Below are 17,912 nucleotides of genomic sequence, written 5' to 3'. Positions count from 1 at the left end.
GCCCTTTCAGCAACACCCGCCGTCGGCACCGCCGTTGACCGCTTCGAGGCGGCAGAAGCACGACGCCTCAACCCGTACGTCCGCCAAGGCCGTGGCGATCTTCAGTTGCTGGGCCACGATCTCCGCCTCCCCCGTCTTGCCCAGCCGGACGAGGCATTCGTGGAAGCCGTGCAGGGCCCAGACATTGCCCGGGTGCTGCAGGGCGCGCGGAAGCGTGTCGTCCAGGCCCAGGTCGGCCCGGTAGACCGCTTCGGCCTCCTCCACACGGCCCTGTTCGAGGAGGAGGGCGCCGTACGCGTGACGGGTGGGCTGCATCCAGCCCCACGGCTCGTCGTAGGGGAGGTTGTCGTCCAGTTCGATGGACCGTTCCAGGGCGGCGAAGGCGGCCTCGTGGTTGCCCTTGCGGTACTCCAGTTCGCCGTCGAGCATGGCCGACGCGATCGCGAGGATGTCGGCGCAGGTGTTGTTGAACAACATCCGCGTCTCCGGTACGCGGGTGACGGCCTCGCGGAACAGTTCGCGTTCGGCCTCGGCCTCCTCGATCCGGCCGGTGGCCGAGAACGCGACACCGCGGGCGTAGTGGAGCATCGCGGTCGTCGCGCAGTACAGCTTCGGGTCGGCGGGCAGCGGCAGTTCCACGATGTCGGACCAGCGGCCGAACCGGATCAGCGCGTGGACCCGCATGGCGAGGAAGGCCTCCAGCCAGTCCGCCATGGGCGGGCTCTGCACCCGCAGCAGGTCCTCCGGGATGGAGGCTTCGAGCTGGGCGGCCGTCTCCAGTGCGGTCTTGGACTGCCCGAGGAACATCGCACCGTAGATCTTGAAGTGGTAGTTGTGAGAGCGGTACAGCGTGTAGAAGTTCATCGCTCCGGACCGAGCGCGGTACTTCTCGTCGGCGACGATCGCCGTGCTGTTGTCGGACACCACGCGCCGGTAGTCGCCGCAGAGCACGTCCAGGTGTGTGGGCATGTGCTGCAGGTGGCCGGCGTCGGGGACCAGGCCGCGCAGCCGGTCCGCGACGGGCAGCGCGGTCTCGGGGACCGAGGACATCTCCATCAGGTGGATGTACATGTGCAGGACGCCGGGGTGCCGCGCCCCTGCCTCGGTGGCGATCGCCCGTTCCAGGACCGCCTTCGCGGCGAGCGTGCGCGCGCCCTCGGCCGGTTCGCCGGTGCGCAGGTCCCACAGCTGCCACGGGGTGAGGTTCATCAGCGCGTCGGCGTAGAGCGTGGCGATGTCGAGGTCGTCGGGGGCGAGTTCGTACACGGCGCGCATGCTGTCGGCGTACGGCTCGTTCCACACCGAGCAGTCCTCGACCGCGTCCGCCTGCGGATAGCGGGCCCGGAGCGCGCCGATCAGCGCCTGTTCGACGGCGGTGGCTCCGGCCGCCTTCCGCTGCGCGAGCTCGACGGCGGCGTGGGTGCGGTCGACGGTACGGGCCAGGTCCTCGCCGTCGAAGAACTCCCAGGGCTTGTTGTAGTTGGGGCCCAGGGCGTAGGCGATGCCCCAGTGGGCCATGGCGCAGTCGGGATCCGCGGCCACGGCCGCCTCGAAGCAGGCGACGGCTTCCTCGTGGTGGAAGGCGTACGACCAGACCAGGCCGCGGTCGAACCACTTCTGGGCCTCGGGGGACGATGTCGTCACGGGCCGCCTGTGGGTGCCGAGATCGTAGTAGTCCATCGGTCCGCCTCTCCTGTGCCGCCTCCGTGGCCGAAGCCCCCGAGGGACATCTCTACCACCGAGGCCGGAGGCGATACCCGACACGCCACAGCGATACCGGGCGACCGGAACGTACGACCGGACGCTACGAAACGTACGACCGGAAGGTACGACCCGAACGCCCGCCCGGACCATGGCGCGGTCCGGACGGGCGTGAGAGCGGGCGGTGGGTCAGGGAGTGATCCTCCACTGCTGGATGTAGCCCACGTCGATCGACGCCACGTCACGCACCCGCAGCTTCCAGGTGCCGTCGACGGGCTGCGCCGAGGCGTCCACGACGAACGTCTGGTTGACGTTGTCGGCCGAGCCGCCGCTGCGGTTCAGCAGCGAGTACACGGTCCCGTCGGGGCCGACCAGATCGACCGTCAGGTCACCCCGGTAGGTGTGCACGATGTTGACGTACACCTCGGTGGTCGCCGAGGCGTTGCCCGAGCGGCCCGTGATGGTGATGGGCGACTCGACCGCGGCACCGACGTCGGGGATGTCGACCCGGGTGGAGTTGCCGTAGACGTACGCCACCCGCCACTCGAAGGTGTCCGACACGGTCGCACCCGTGCTGTCGGTCACCTTCACGGTGACGTCACTGGTGCCGGTCGTGGTCGGAACCCCGGAGATCAGCCCGCCGTCGCTCGCGGTCAGACCGTCGGGCAGGCCGGTGACCTCGTAGGTCAGCGTCGCGTCCGCGTTGGTCGTGTAGGCCTCGATCTGCAGGGACACCTCCTGGCCGACACCGGAGGTCTGGTCGTCGATCGGGGAGACGTTGACACCCAGGGCTATGCGGTCACCGACGTTGATGCCCGCCCAGGCGGCGGCGACGGCGAGGTAGGTGTCGCTGTAGGCACCGAAGAGGTCACCCGCGGCCTGCAGGGTCGCGACCCTGGCGCCCGCGTAGTTGGTCGACGACGTCATGTACGTCGTCAGCGCCCGGTACCAGATCCGGGCAGCGTTCTCGATGCCGATGCCCGCGACCGGGACACCGTCGGCGGTGGGGCTGTCGTAGTTCACGCCGTTGACGGTCTTCGCTCCGCTGCCCTCGGACAGCAGGTAGAAGAAGTGGTTGGCGGGACCGGAGGAGTAGTGGACGTCGATGCTGCCCAGCGAGGCGTCCCAGTTGTCGCGGGACTGGCCGTCCTTGGAGGGCTTGTCCATGTACCGCAGCGGGGTGCCGTTGCCGTTGATGTCGATCTTCTCGCCGACCAGGTAGTCGGGGACGTCGGCGTCCAGCCCGGCGTTGAACTCCACCGCCGCGGCGAAGATGTCGGAGGTCGCCTCGTTCAGGCCGCCCGACTCCCCCGAGTACGTCAGGTTGGCGGTGGCGCTGGTGACGCCGTGGGTCATCTCGTGGGCCGCCACGTCCAGCGAGGTCAGCGGCTTGGCGTTGCCCGCCCCGTCGCCGTACGTCATGCAGAAGCAGGAGTCCTGCCAGAAGGCGTTGACGTAGTTGTTGCCGTAGTGGGCGCGGCTGTAGGCGGCGACACCGTCGTTGCGGATGCCGTTGCGGCCGTAAACGTTCTTGTAGTAGTCCCAGGTCGCGGCAGCCCCGAAGGCGACGTCAACACCGGCGGTCTGCCGGTTGCCCGGGGTGCCGTCGCCCCAGACATCGTTGTCATCCGTGAAGAGTGTGCCGGTGCCGGAGGTTCCCTGGTTCAGGTCGTACGTGCGCTGTCCCGCGCGGTCCCCGTCGACCATCTGGTACGACGAACCGGATGCGGTGGTGCCGATCGGGACCGAGCCGTTGTACTGGCCCGTGCCCGTGCCGGTGTGCACGCTCTCGTACTTCGAGGCGACCTTGCCGGAGGCCGCGTCGGTGACGACGTGCAGTTCGCTGGGCGTGCCGTCCTCCTGGAATCCCTCGACGACGGATTCCCAGGCCAGGGTCGGCTTGGACCCGGCGGCGGCCCAGACGACGAGCCGGGGCTTGCCCTCGACCTCGGACCGCTCCACGTCGGCCGCCTTGCCGATCGCGAGCGCCTTGGTGGCGGCGCGGGCCGCGGAGATCTTCGGCGTGGTGGTGGGCACCGCGATGGTGGCACGGGTGGCCTTGGACGTGGTGGTCCGGCCGTTCTTCAGGTGCAGTACCAGGTCACCGCCGAGGACCGGGAGTCCCGCGTAGGTGCGCTCGTACCTGGTGTGGGTCGTGCCGTCGGCGTCCTTGATGACGTCCTTGACGACGAGCTTCTCCCGGGAGCCGAGGCCGAGTTGCTCGGCCGTGTCGCCTGCGTTGGCGGTCGCGCTCTTGAGGAGCGAGGCGCGCTTGGCGGGTGACAGCTCGGTCTGCGCCGCACCGGCACGCGGTGTGGCGGTGATCTTCGAGGAACCCGGATCCGCGGGTGCGGCGGACACGGGTCCGGACTGGACTCCGAGGACGAGCAGAGAGCTCGCGGTCGTGAGGGCCAGGGCCGCGGCGCGTCTGCGCCGGTGGGTGGAACGGTGATACCCGGACAAGGTCTTCTCCTCCTGCGACAGCCGGCCCCTGGTGAGGGCCGACGGCGAGCGGACCGGCTGGGTGCGGCCGGCCCGGAATGGGGGGTGGAGCGGGAAGGAGCACCGCACGAGCCGTCACGCGAAGGCGTCCGAGGACGCGGAGACGCGTGCGACGTGAGTGTGCGGGGATGTACGAGTGGGGGACGTGGGAGGTGTGAGAGGTGCGACGATGTGAACGAACAGTGAATGTTCCACAGCAGAGTGACACCACTCGCACAGGCTTGTCATGGAAGTGACAAGACAACGGCTTGAATTGACCATTGCTTGCTGTGAGTTCATCACCGCCGACGGACACTTTCGGCCGCTGCGCGAGGGCTGATCCGCTCGGCGCAGGGCAGGCGTCGGCTGGGCCTACGGCGCGGGTTCGGTCTTCGGCGCGATTGTGGGCTTCCGTGCGGGTACGGTCTTCGGCGCGGGTAAGGGCTGCGGTGCGGGTGCCTGCCCGGCTGTGTGGGGCTGTGCCCGGTTGTGCCGGTTCAGAACTCGCTGTCGATGCCGGTCACGACCGCCTGCCCCAACGGGGCATCGTCTTCGGCGAATCCGCTGTCGCGCAGGGCCTTCGACACCAGCCCCACCGCCTCGCTCTCGGCGCTGGAGCGGTCCGCCGCCTCGACCTCGATCCTGGCCGAGAACATGCCGCCCTCCTCGACGGTCAGCAGGCTCAGTTCCTCGCTCTCGCCCAGGTCCGTGTTCTGCGGATCACGAGGCCGGAGCCTGTCCTCGATGTCGGAGCGCGCGGCGTCGGAGACGCTGCGGACGAACGTGCCGGGAACGGTGATGACGTACGTGGTCACTGGAACTCCTTACGAGGATGCCCGGTCCGTCGGGGGCTTCACTGGCCGGGCGGGCAGACGGCATGGCTCGTGCGCCCGACTCGCGTGCAGTGCTCCCGACTCCCATGTACTCCACGTTCCCCGCCTTCCGCCTGGAATGCGAACACGTCGTGCGCCCGGACAGTGGTTCGATACGGAACCCCGTTTGAGTATGCGTACTCATGAAACGGGACACAGGCTCCGGCAGGCTCCCGAATGAATGAAAGGACGAGGTCAAGAGCCTTCGTCTCGCCACCCGAACTTGACCCACCGCTGCACCGGCTCATTTAACCCACGCACGAACGAACGGACCCATGAAGACTGCATCGCTGTTCGACGTACTGCTGGACGCAGCCCGCCAGGCCCCTGAGCAGGTCGTCGTACATGTCCGTGGCGACGGCAGCGAACTGACGGTCACGTACCGGGAGTTGCTCGACGAGTCCCTGCGCGTCGCGGGCGGTTATCGCGGCGCGGGCGTCGAGCCCGGCACCTGCGTGCCGCTGCTGGCGGACCGCAGCGAGGACTTCCAGCCGATGTTCTGGGGCGCGCTCGCCGCCGGACTGGTGCCGGTGCCGCTCGCGCCCGACGCGCGGCGGGTCGCCCCGGTGTGGGAACACCTCGGCCGTCCGCCCGTCGTGGTGGACGCGGCCTGTGCGGGGGTCGCCGCCGAACTGCCCGACAGCGCAAGGATGTTGCGGCTGGAGACACTGCGGGAGTGCGCCGAACCGGTCGCGCCTGTCATGCCGGGCCCGGACGATCTGGCCTTCCTGCAGTTCTCCTCCGGAAGTACCGGGTCTCCCAAGGGGGTTGAGCTGACGCACGCGGCGGTCGTGGCGAACCTGCGGCAGATGGCCGCCGCCTCCGGGCTCAACGAGCAGGATGTCGTGGTCAGTTGGATGCCCTACTTCCACGACATGGGTCTCATCGGCACCCATCTGGCGCCACTCTCCGTGCGGGCGAAGCAGGTGAAGATCGGTCCCCTGTCGTTCGCGAAGTCGCCGCGGCTGTGGTTCGACGTGGCCGCCGCGCATCGGGCCACGGTGTTGTCGGCCGCCAACTTCGCGTTGGCCCTGACCGTCCGCCGGGTCCCCGACGAGGTACTCGCGGCTGTGGACCTGAGCCCGGTACGACTGATGCTGGTCGGGGCCGAACCGATCTCGGCGACGGTGTGGCGGGATTTCGCGGCCAGGATGGAGCCGACCGGACTGGACCCTCGCGCGGCCACGCCCGTCTACGGGCTCGCCGAGGCGACGCTGGCCGTCACCTTCCCGCCGCCCGGCGAAGTGGCGGCGCCCGTGGCACTGGACCGGGCCGCTCTCAGCCGTGGCCGCGCGGTGGAACGGGAGCCTGGCGGCGACGCCGTGGAAGTGATGGACGTCGGCGTACCTGTGCCCGGCTGCGCGGTGCGGATCACCGACGAGGCAGGCCGGCCGCTGGGTGACCGCCGGGTGGGTCACATCGAGGTCAGCGGCCCGCAGATCGCGCGTGGCTATCACCGCCTTCCCGAGCCGACCGCGCAGACCTTCGCGGACGGCTGGCTGCGCACCGGTGACCTCGGCTTCCTGCGGGACGGCCGACTGTGTGTCAGCGGCCGGCACAAGGATGTCCTCTTCCTCAACGGCCGCACCTTCCACGCCCCGGACATGGAGGAGGTGGCGGCCGCGACGCCCGGGCTGCCTGGTGGCATCACGGCCGTTGTCGGCTCGACCGACCCGGTGACCGGGAGCGAGCGCGTGGTGGTGTTCGTGTCCTGGAGCCGCCCGCCGCACACCGCGACGGATGTGCTGGACCAGGTCGCGCGGCGGGTTCGTGGCGCACTGGGCCACGACGACGTGCACGTCCTCGCTCTCCCGCCGTCGGCCTTCCCCCGCACCACGAGCGGCAAGCTGCAGCGGCAGCGGATGCGGGCCCGCTTCGAGGTGGGGTCGTACCGGCCCGCGGCCTCGTCCGGCCCTGGCGAAGCGACGGGTGGGCCGCGGCAACCTGACGACGTACGGCGATCGGCTCCACCCCGTTCGCGCGCCGACGTGCGGCAGCTGGTGCGCGACGTGTGGGCACGAGTACTTGCACGACCCGAGGCGTCCTTCACGGACCGGGACCGGTTCACCGATCTGGGCGGCACCTCGCTCAAGGCCATGGAAGTGCTCGCCGAACTGGAGCATGCCCTGGATGTCACCCTCGCTCCGGCCGTGATGCGCAACGACACCGTCAACGCGCTCACCGACCAGCTGCTGGCGACAGTTGACGATTCGTCAGGTCGACGGTCGTACGCCGCCGATGGACAGGGGGCCGATGGACAGGGGACGGTGCCCGCCCGCGTCGGCGCAGCCGGGACGGCGATCGTCGCGATGGCCTGCCGGTTCCCCGGCGCGAACACGCCGGAGGAGTTCTGGGACCTGCTGGCCGCCGGGCGGGACGCTGTCACCACGGTGCCGCCGGGACGGTGGGGCGGCACGCTCCCGACACAGGCGGGCGAGCAGGCATCCCCCGGCGGCTCAAGCGGACGCTGGGGGTCCTTCCTCGACGACCCGGCCGCCTTCGACGCCGGGCACTTCGGCATCGGCGACGAGGAGGCCCGCACCCTCGACCCGCAGGCACGGATCTTCCTCGAACTCGCCCACGAGGCACTGGAACGGGCGGGCTACGCCGGAAGCCGCCGCCGCGGCCTGCGCGTCGGCGTCTTCGCCGCCGTCGGAGACAGCGGCTACCGGCAGATCCTCGCCGAATCGGCCCCGGCCGGTACGGCACCCGCGGCCACGGCACTGACCGGGAACCTGCCCAACCTGGTCGCCGCCCGTGTCGCGCACTGCCTCGACCTCGACGGGCCGGCGCTCGCCGTGGACACCGCGTGCTCGTCGGGTCTGGTGGCACTGCACCTGGCCCGGCGCAGCCTCGCGGACGGGGAGTGCGACCTCGCCGTGGTCGGCGGCGTCAACCTCCACCTCACGCCCGACGGGTACCAGGCACTGGAGTCGGCACAGGCCCTGTCACCGACCGGCCGCAGCCGCGCCTTCAGCACAGCGGCAGACGGGTTCGTACCCGGCGAGGGCGGAGCTGCCCTTGTCCTGCGGCCACTTGAGGCAGCCGGCCGCGACAACGACGAGATCCTGGCCGTCGTACGCGGCACCGCAGTCAACAACGACGGCACCTCCCTGAGCCTGATGGCACCCAATCCGCAGCGGCAGCACGAGGCGATCGGCCGGGCGTACGAGATCTGCGGCGTCGATCCCCGGACGGTGACGTATGTCGAGGCTCACGGGACGGGTACGGCCGTCGGCGACCCGATCGAACTTCGGTCACTCGCGCAGGCCTTCCCGGTCAGTCCGGACGGTCGGCCGCGGCTGCTCGGCTCGGTGAAGACGAATGTCGGACACCTGCTGAACTCGGCCGCCCTGCCCTCCCTGGTCAAGGTGGTGCTGGCCCTCGGGCAGGGCCGCCTTCCGGCCTCCCTGCACAACGCCTCGCCCTCCCCCGCGGTCGAGCGGTCCGGGTTCGCCCTGGTCACCGAACTGACCGACTGGGAGTCGCACGGTCCCCGCAGGGCGGGCATCAACGCCTTCGGCTTCGGCGGCACGAACGCGCACGCGGTCCTGGAACAGGCACCGCCGACCCCTGAATCTGCCGCTGCGGCGCGCGCGGGAAGCGGGCCGCACCTGCTGACCCTTTCCGCGCGCAGTGCGGACGGTCTGGCCGCCTGGACCTCCCGTCTCGCGGACCATCTGCGCGACCACCCGGAACTCGCGGAAGGTGACATCTGTCTGGCGGCGGCCGTGGCACGGGACGAGGGACCGCACCGGCTCGCCGTCGTGGCCGACGGGGACCTCCGGGAGCGGCTCGCCGATGCGCTCGCCGCGGGTGACGGCCAGCTGCCGGGAATGGTCACCGGGACGGTGGCGAACCGGCCGCGGAACGTCTTCGTCTTTCCCGGCCAGGGCGCTCTGCGGCCGGGCCAGGGCAGGGCGTTGTACGCGACGGCACGGGTCTATCGCGACACGCTCGACGAGGCGTCCGCCCGCGTCGGCGCCGTACACGGGCGGCAGTTGACGTCCTGGTGCGTGGACCCGGAGGTGGATCCGCGGGCGCAGGCCGCCACCGAGGTGGCGCAGCCGCTGCTGGTCGCCCACGGGGTGGCCCTCGCCCGGCAGTTGATGGCCTGGGGTGTACGGCCCGACGCACTCGTCGGACACAGCGTCGGCGAGCTGGCGGCCGCCTGTGTCGGTGGCGCGCTGTCGCTTGCCGACGCGGTGGGGTTCGCGGCGGAACGCGGGCGGCTCATGGGCACGTTGACCGCACCGGGCGCGATGCTGGCCGTACGGGGAGCCGCCGAACAGGACGTGGCGGCCCTGGTGGCCGCAGCGCCGGGCGAGCTCGCGGTGGCCGCGTACAACGGTCCCGGGCGACTGGTGATCTCCGGCGACCCCGACGCGGTCGAGCGGGCGGCGGAGAAGCTCGCCGGGCTGGGAGCGGCGGTGCGCCCTCTGCGGGTGTCGCACGCGTTTCACTCACCGCTCATGGAGCCGGTCGCGCAGTCCCTGGTCGAGGCGGCACGCACTCTGGACGCCGGCGCTGCCGACCTGCCCGTGATGAGCACGCTCACCGCCGAGTGGCAGCCGCGCATGGACCCGGACCACTTGCGCCAACACGCCCTGCGGCCGGTGCTGTTCGGCCGGGCCGTGGCACGGCTGCTGGATGAGGGCTACGACACCTTCGTCGAACTCGGGCCGGACGAGAACCTCGCGGGACCGATCCGCGCGGCGGCAGCCCATCACCGGGCCGACGGCACGGACGGCGGTCGTGTGCTCGTCGTGTCCGCGCCCGGGGAGCCGGACCGTACCGGGGCCGCCGGGGGCGCCGAGGCCGCCGAGGGCGGTATCCCGGGCGGGGCTCGGGAGTTGCTGGAGACGGTGGGGCACCTGTGGGCGCGGGGTGTGAGGCTGGACCGTACGGCGCTCGACGCGGGCCGTCGGCGTGTGCCGCTGCCGCCCTACCCCTATCAGCGGCGGCGGTACTGGCCCGACGGCGCGGCGGCGCTCGGGCTCGTGTCCGGCACCGCGGCGCACGGGGCCCTGCCCGACACCGCAGCACACGGGGTCCTGCCCGACAGCTCGGCGCATGGGCTGCTGCACCGCGTCACGTGGCAGGCGGCGCCCCTGGTCGACGGCGCTCCCGTCGGACCCGTGCTGGTGACCGGCCCGGACGGGACGGCGGCGCGCGCGCTCGCGGAGCAGCTCGCGGGGCGGGGTGTGGAGGCGATCACGGACGCCGGAGTGGCTGCGGCGCAGACGGTGGTTCTGGTCGCCGGGTCGGCCAAGCACGGGACGGCGGCTGCCGAGTTCGAGTTGCTGCAGCGTCGGTGGGTTACGGCGTTCCGGGAGGCGCTCGCGCTGCTCGACCGGGTCGGAGCCGGCCGTCTGTTGGTCGTGACCGAGGACGTGCACGTCACCGGACACGGCTCCGAGCGTTCGGACCCGGCTCAGGCCGTGGTGGGTGGCCTCGCTCTGGCCGTGCCCGAGGAGTTCCCCGGAGTGGTGGCGAACTGGGTCGACCTGGCGTCGTTCGACGACGCCGGGCAACGGCTCCGGGCCGTCCTCGCCGAGGTTGCTGCGCCGCAGGCGGCCGGGGTGGTCGCCTGGCGGGACGGGCGGCGGTTCGTACGGACCGTCGTCCCGGAACCCGCCGAGACGCCGCGCGGACGGGAGCGACTGCCCGCCGACGGCACCTTTCTGATCACGGGCGGCTGCGGGGGCATCGGTTCCACCCTGGCCCGGGACCTCGCCGGCCGTGGGCGGCCGGTGGTCATCCTCACAGGCCGTTCTCCGCAGCCGCCCGAGGGGTTGGTGGATGAACTCGCGGAGCTCGGCGCGGATGCCCGCTACCACCCGGCCGACCTCGCGGCGCAGGACGATGTCGACAAGCTCGTCGCCGAACTGCCCCCGCTGGACGGGGTCTTCCACGCGGCCGGAGTGGTGCGCCCCGGGAGCCTGCGCGCAACGGACGTACAGGAAGCGGTGGACGCGCTTCAGGCCAAGACGCTCGGCACGATGCTCCTGTCGGAGGCACTGCACCGGCACGGGCAGCGTCCCGGGGTGTGTGTCGCGTTCTCCTCCGTGTCCTCGGTGCTGCCCGGACTGGCCGGGGCGCTGGGCGTCTACGCGGCCGCGAACGCCTTCCTCGACTCCTTCGCCGCCGCCGAGCGGCGGGCCGGACGGGCTTGGCTGTCGGTGAACCTCGGGCCGTTCGCCGAGACGGGACTCGCCTCGTCGCTCGCGTCGTCGTTCACCTCGCCGTTCGCCTCCTCGCTCGGCGTCGGGGGCCTCCCGCGCGCCGGGAGTCAGCCGCTGGCGACCGCGCCCGCACTGTCCGCGCTGCGGTCGGCGTGCGACACGGACGCGGCGCAACTGGTACTCGCCGATCTGACGTCCGTGCGGGGGCCGGTCCTTGCCGACTCGCCGGGGCGGCCTGCGGTGATACCGCCGCCGCAGTCCGCTTCAGCGGCGGTACCTCAGCCCTCCGGCGCGGAGGGGCCGACGTCCTTCTCCAGCTCCCGTACCGACACTGACTGCGGCTCCGGCGACGGCTCCGGCTCCGCTTCCGTGCTCCGGGAACTGCTCGCGCAGTCCCTGGGCGTACCGGCGTCGGCCGTCGACAACGACGCCCCGTTCCTGTCGCTCGGGCTGGACTCGCTGGGCGCCGTCGACCTCGTGAAACGCCTGGAGCGCAGGACGGGACGGCCATGGCCCACCACGCTCTTCTTCGAGTACCGGACCGTGCGCGAGCTGGCCGCCCACATCGACACGCAGACCGTGTCCGGAGCGGGTGCAGATGTTGATGCCGATTCCGATGCCGTTGAGGCGGGCCTGAGCTCGCGCCGTGCCCCGCTTCCGTCTGCGGCGGACGACCGCACTCCCTTCGCCCTCACCCCCGTACAACTGGCCCTGTACACCAGCAGCCGACTGCATCCGGACGTCCCGGCCCGTGGCCATCTGCGCCTGACGATCCGCGGCCCGCTGGACACCCATGTCCTGGGCCGGGCGTTGACAGCGTTGGCCGAGCGGCACGGCATGCTGCGGCTGCGTATCGACGACGCGGGCGCCACGCCAATGCAGCGGTTGGCACCGACGATGCCCCTGCAGACCTGGTACGAGGTGCGCGAGGGGTCTGCCCAGAGCGTGGCGGACGTCGAATCGGCCCTGTGCAACCGGCCCTTCGACCTGACCGTCGAACCGCCGGTGCGGGCCGTCGTACTCAGTCAGGAACCGAACCTCGCGCATCTGCTGCTGGTGGTCCATCACGTGGCGGCGGACGGGTACAGCCTCAACGTCCTGGCCGAAGACCTGTGGGCCCTGTACACCTCGCTCTGGCGCGGAGAACGCCCCCAACTGCTTCCGCCGTCGCTGGACTTCGCGACGTACGCAGCGGCACGCGACTGCTCCCCCGGTTCCAACAGCCCTGACGACACCCGGCGTTACTGGGCGGAGCGCCTTTCCGGGCGGGGCGAACCGCTGCGGCTGCCGTACGACGGCGATCCCGACGCACCCCCGTCGGGTCCGCTCGTGCAACACCACGGCGTACTCGACTCGGACCTCACCACCGGCCTGGAACGGTTGGCCGCCGCGCATGACGTATCGCTGTTCCACCTGTTGCTCGCCGCCTACGTGCGCTGTCTGGTGCGCTGGACGGGCCGCCGGGACATCGCCGTGAACGTGGCCCGGGCCCGGCGCGAGGACCGGTTCGACGGGGTGGACCGGCTTGTCGGTCCGCTCGCCGACACGCTTCCGCTGCTGTGCGAGGCGGACAAGGAGGAGCCGCTCGTGGCGTTGGCGGCGCGGCTGCGCCTGGCATGGCTGGAGAGCGAGCGGCACGCCGATCTGAGCAGCCTTGACCTGGCCGCGCTGTTGTCCGGTGCCGACGGCGGCCCTCGCACGGCGAGCCCGGCGGGCTTCAGTTTCGCCCGTTTCCCCGCCCACCTGGCGGCCGACTGCCCGGTGGAAGTGCGGGCGACCGCCGCGGGCACCGGCTCGGCCGCGACCCGGCTGAGCCTGCTGTGCTGGGCGGACGGCCCTGTGCTGCGCATGTCGTGGAACTTCCCGCTGCCGCTCTTCGAGCGGGGGACGGTGGCGCGTCTGAACCGGGAGTACCGCGCGGAACTGGAGGAACTGGCCGCGCTGTCTGCGCTCCCTGCACCGCCCGCGCCTGCCCTTGCGCCTGCCGTGCTCGCCTCCCCCGCTTCCGCCGTGCCGTCCGCGCCTCTCGCCGGATCGGACAGCGGCTCGCGCCTGGTCGCACGGCTGCTCGACCGGTTCCGCGCGACGCCCACGGCAACCGCCGTCGATGACGGAACGACGACACTCACCTACGGGGCCCTCGACCACGCATCGGCTCTGCTCGCCACGCGCCTGCGGGCTCTCGGTGTGCGTCCGGGCGACCTGGTCGGACTCCTCACCGAACCCGGCCCTGACACCGTGATCGGCGTGGTGGGCATCCTGCGGGCCGGTGCCGGCTGGGTCCCACTGGATGCGGGCCACCCCACGGCACGGCTGGCTGATCAACTGGCCCGCACGGGTGCCACTGTCGTGGTGTGCCATGCATCGACGTTGTCAACTGCCAATGCTCTGAGAGGAGTTCAGGCTGTGGCGGTCGACGACCTGCCGATCGCGCAGCCCGCACCGGCCACACAGGCGACGCCAACTACATCGGCCTCACAGGCGATCGCGTACGTCATCTTCACCTCAGGATCCACCGGGCGTCCCAAGGCGGTCCCCATCACCCACCGGGCGATGGAGAACTACCTCGACTGGGCGGTCGCCACCTTCGGTTACGGCCCGCAGGACCGCCTGGCCCAGACGGCGTCGCCGTGCTTCGACGCGTCCGTACGCCAGTTGCTCGCACCGCTCCTGGTCGGCGCCACCGTGATGACCGTGCCGCAGGAACTGCGGCGCGACCCCGAACTGCTGCTCGCGTACGTGGAGCGGTCACGGATCACCGTATGGAGCTCCGTGCCGACGCTGTGGGAGCAGTTGCTGTCGGCCGCCGAGGAGCAGGTGCGACACGGGGTGGGCCGACCGGACCTGTCGGCACTGCGCTGGGTGCACGTCGGAGGCGAGGCGCTGCCCGCCGCGCACGTACGCCGGTGGTTCGACCTGTTCGGAGCCGGTACACGGATCGCCAACCTGTACGGGCCCACGGAGGCGACCATCAACGCCACCTGTCATGTCATCGACGTCCGCCCCGACGACGACGTACAGCTGCTGCCGATCGGACGGCCCGTCGCCGGTACCGACCTCCAAGTGGTCGGCCCCGACGGCACCCCGTGCGGGCCGGGCGAGTTCGGCGAACTGCTCATCTCAGGCGTCGGGTTGACACCTGGTTACCTGGGCGAGCCGGAGCTGACGGCCCGTGCGTTCGCCGTACGCGACGGTCGCCGCTGGTATCGCAGCGGTGACCGGGTACGCCGTGGTGAGGGCGGCACCCTGGAGTTCCTGGGCCGTGTAGACGACCAGGTGAAGATCCGCGGGAACCGGGTGGAGCCGGGAGAGGTCGAAGCGGCCCTCCAGACGCACCCCGGCATCGCACGGGCCGCGGTGACCGCGCGCGAGGGGCGGCTGCTGGCGTTCGTGACCGTCCGGCCCGATTCCGACCGGCCCGGTTCCAACGGGCCCGGTTCCGACCGGCCCGGTTCCGACCGGCCCGGTTCCAACAGACCCGGTTCCGACCGGCCCGGTTCCAACGGACCCGGTTCCGAAAGGTCCCGTTCCGACCGACCGGACACCCGCGACATGCGCCGACACTTGTCGGACATCGTGCCGCCGTACATGATCCCGGCGCACATCACGGTCGTCGACGCGCTGCCCCTGACCGGGACCGGCAAGGTCGACCGCCGCGCTCTGGCCGACCGGGCAACGGCCCCGGTGGGCCGTGCGGGTAGGGCATCGGCTGCGCTGTCGATTGCTGTCGGCCGTGGAACTCCCCCGGCGACGCCGACCGAACGGCGGCTCGCGGCGATCTGGTCCGAACTTCTGGACGTCGGCCCCGTCTGTCGGGAGGACGACTTCTTCGACCTCGGCGGGGACTCGATGCTCGTCCTCCAGGTGTTCGCCCGGCTCGGGGAGCAGGAGGGGCCGCTGCCCAGGCCGACGGCCATCTACCGGCACCGCACTCTCGCCGCGCTCGCCGCAGTGGTCGACACCGCTGTGAACACGGCGGTGGATGCCGGCGCCGGGCAACCGTGCGGGTCTGGAACGGGGACGGCCACCGCCGCACGCTCCCGCTCGGCCGGAGACGACCACACGGCCCCCTTCCCCCTCACCCCGGGCCAGCGCGGTTTCCTCCTCGCCGAGGAACTCTCACCAGGCGGGAGTGCCTGGCTCGCGCGGCTGCGACTGTCCGGCCCGCTGGACCAGGATGTCTTCCAGGCCGCGGTGGACCTATTGGTGGAACGCCACGCCATGCTGCGTACCGTCTTCCCCTCCGGGGCGCGGCCGCCCGTCCAGCAGGAACTGCCGCGCTCACTGCGGCTGCCGGTCGTCTTCGAGACGCTTCGCGACCCCGGCGACGTGGACGAGCGGGCCGCGGCCGAGGCCGGCCGACGCTTCGAGCCGTGGACCTGGCCCCTGCTGCGACTTCGCGTGCTCACCCTGGCTCCGCACGAGCACGTCCTCCTCGTACACGCACACCACCTCATCGGCGACGGGTACAGCGCCGCCCTGCTCATGCAGGAACTGACAGACGCGTACGACCTGTTGACCGCCGACCGCACCGCCGAACTGTCCACACCTCGCGCCACTTTCCGCGACCACTGCCTGCTGCTGGCCGAGGCGACCGTCGAAACCGGAGCAGAGTCGGAAGCAGGAGCTGGAACGGGATCCGGCTCAACGCCCAACGCCGCGGAACGCCGAACCCGGCTGAGCGCCCCGTATCGTCCCCCGGTACTGCGCGCCCCCAACCACGCCGACGGCAGCAGCTGCACGACAGGCGGCGCCACCCCCGCGTTCCATTCGGCAGAGTTCACACTCGACGCGAGCCGTACGGCAGCGCTCCGCGCCCTAGCGGCAGAAGCGGGAGCAACCCTCTACGCGCCACTACTGACCGCCTACTACCAGCAGTTGGCGGAGGCGACCGGCCAGGCGGACCTGATCCTCGGGCTGGCGGTGAGCGGGCGGGACCGGCCGCTGCCGGACGTACACCGGATCTTCGGCCCGTTCGCTGCGGCCGTACCGATACGGCCGCGCGGCGCAGCGGGCCCGGAGCCGACGCAAGGACACTTCGCCGATGCCCTGCGCCGGATCGTGGCCGAGGCCGAGGAGGCACGGACCCACGAGGACGTTCTGCCGCGGCATGCCAACGGGCTGCCGCTGACGTCGCAGTTCTTCTTCACCTTCCTGGACTTCTCCGCGCTGGCCGCCCCCAGCGGCGGCACGCTGACGGTGTCGTGGGAGGACGCGGACAGCGCGTTCGCTCCACCGTCGACGGCGACGGACGTCTTCATGGCGGTGCGGCCGGACGGGGACGGGCTGCGCGTGACGCTCCGTGGGTCCGCGAGGGCCTTCTCGCCGCCCGCGCTGGACGGCTTCGCGGACTCGATCCGCGCCCGGCTGGCGCGGGCATCAAGCCCTGCGACCGTGGTTCGACGGCAGAGGCCTCGGGAGACGATGGACGCGGCGCTGGTCGGGTACCTGCCCGCCCCCGACCATCTGGCGCGGCTGGCGGGCCTGCCCGAGGGGGCGCTGCCACGCGCCGAGCTGCGCTCGATGCTGTTCCCCGACGGCGGGCCGCGCCTCCTGGAGACGGTGGAGACGCCACTGGGTCGATCCGGCTTCGTCTGCGTGCCGCTGTTCGCCGACGAACTCGGCCGGGATCCCGGTCTCGTTCGGCACGCCGGCCGCGCGGTGTCGCTGGCTTCTTCGCTCGGCGCGCGCTGCGTCTCACTGGCGGGGATGATCCCGTCACTGACCGGCTACGGCTTCGACGTGCTGTCCTGCGTCGAGGGGACGGCGGCCGTGACGACAGGCCATGCGGCGACCGTTGTGTCGGTGGTCAAGACCGTCCAGGCGGCCCTCGACGCCACCGGCCGGCACCTCGCGGATCTCGATGTCGCGTTCGTGGGGCTGGGTTCGATCGGCTCCTCCTCGATGGAACTGCTCCTCTCAGGGGCCACCCGTCCGCCACGGCGGCTCATGCTGTGCGACGTACGCGGCAGCGGACCGCGACTGACGGAACTGGCCCGGAACCTGCGTGAGCGCGGGCTGGCCGACGAGATTGAGGTGGTGGAGTCCCGACAGGCACTGCCGGACGCGGTGTACGGGGCCGATCTGCTGGTGACGGCGGTCAGCGGCAGCTCCGCGGTCCTGGACGTGGACCGGCTGAGGCCCGGAACCACGGTGATCGACGACTCGTTCCCCCACTGCTTCGACACCGCCCGAGCGCTCGCCCGGATGCGGGAGCAGCAGGACGTACTGGTCCTGGGCGGTGGGCTGCTCCACATCGGCCGCACCCGTCGTGAGCCCGCCGAGGGGCTGCCCGCCGCGGCAGCGGCCGGCTATCTCGCCCAGCCCTGGATCGAGGACACCCTCGCCTCCTGCCGTACGGAGTCCCTGTTGCACTCCACTCTGCCGGAACTGCCGTTGGTGCACGGCTTGGTGGACCAGGAGACGGCTCACGCCTACGCCCAGGCCGTGGACCGGGCCGAGGTGACGGCGGCCCCGCTCCACCTGCTCGGGCACGTGGTCGGCGCCGACATGGCGGCCGGTGTGCCAAGAGAACGCTGACCGGTGTCCGTCGCGGAAGCGGGCACGGGCGGGCGCGGCGGACACCGTCCCGCACCGGCCGTCGGTTCCCGTACGAGCCGACCAAGCGACCGGTCCCGTACACGCTGGTCAAACGGCCGGGCCCGCCGGAGCG

The 17,912-nt window shown here is 71.6% G+C and carries 4 protein-coding genes; 1 reads left to right on the top strand and 3 read right to left on the bottom strand.

All coding sequences use genetic code 11. The annotated features are described in order from the left end of the window. Window positions 1–6 precede the first annotated feature (6 nt). From JEQ17_RS46395 to JEQ17_RS46385, 3 genes are all read right to left on the bottom strand, one after another. The gene (locus JEQ17_RS46395) at window positions 7–1,680 is read right to left on the bottom strand and encodes a tetratricopeptide repeat protein (RefSeq protein ID WP_200400958.1); all 1,674 of its coding nucleotides are present in this window, start codon (window positions 1,678–1,680) and stop codon (window positions 7–9) included. A gap of 210 nt (window positions 1,681–1,890) precedes the next feature. Next, window positions 1,891–4,164, bottom strand: a complete 2,274-nt coding sequence (locus JEQ17_RS46390) for a M4 family metallopeptidase (protein WP_200400957.1) — start codon at window positions 4,162–4,164, stop codon at window positions 1,891–1,893. 515 nt (window positions 4,165–4,679) lie between these two features. Beyond that, window positions 4,680–4,997: a hypothetical protein gene (locus JEQ17_RS46385; protein WP_200400956.1), complete on the bottom strand. Its 318-nt coding sequence runs from the start codon at window positions 4,995–4,997 to the stop codon at window positions 4,680–4,682. A gap of 332 nt (window positions 4,998–5,329) precedes the next feature. Between JEQ17_RS46385 and JEQ17_RS46380 the strand changes: the two genes are divergently transcribed. Further along, entirely contained in the window at window positions 5,330–17,779 is a 12,450-nt protein-coding gene (locus tag JEQ17_RS46380; RefSeq protein WP_200400955.1) for a non-ribosomal peptide synthetase/type I polyketide synthase, read from the top strand. Window positions 17,780–17,912: the final 133 nt, after the last annotated feature.

The sequence above is a fragment of the Streptomyces liliifuscus genome, assembly GCF_016598615.1.
Taxonomy (GTDB): domain Bacteria; phylum Actinomycetota; class Actinomycetes; order Streptomycetales; family Streptomycetaceae; genus Streptomyces; species Streptomyces liliifuscus.
This window is presented reverse-complemented; position numbering and strand designations above follow the sequence as displayed.

Coding starts and splice junctions, on each gene's coding strand:
- JEQ17_RS46395 (WP_200400958.1), bottom strand. CDS start 1,680: ATGGACTACTACGATCTCGGCACCCACAGGCGGCCCGTGACGACATCG.
- JEQ17_RS46380 (WP_200400955.1), top strand. CDS start 5,330: ATGAAGACTGCATCGCTGTTCGACGTACTGCTGGACGCAGCCCGCCAG.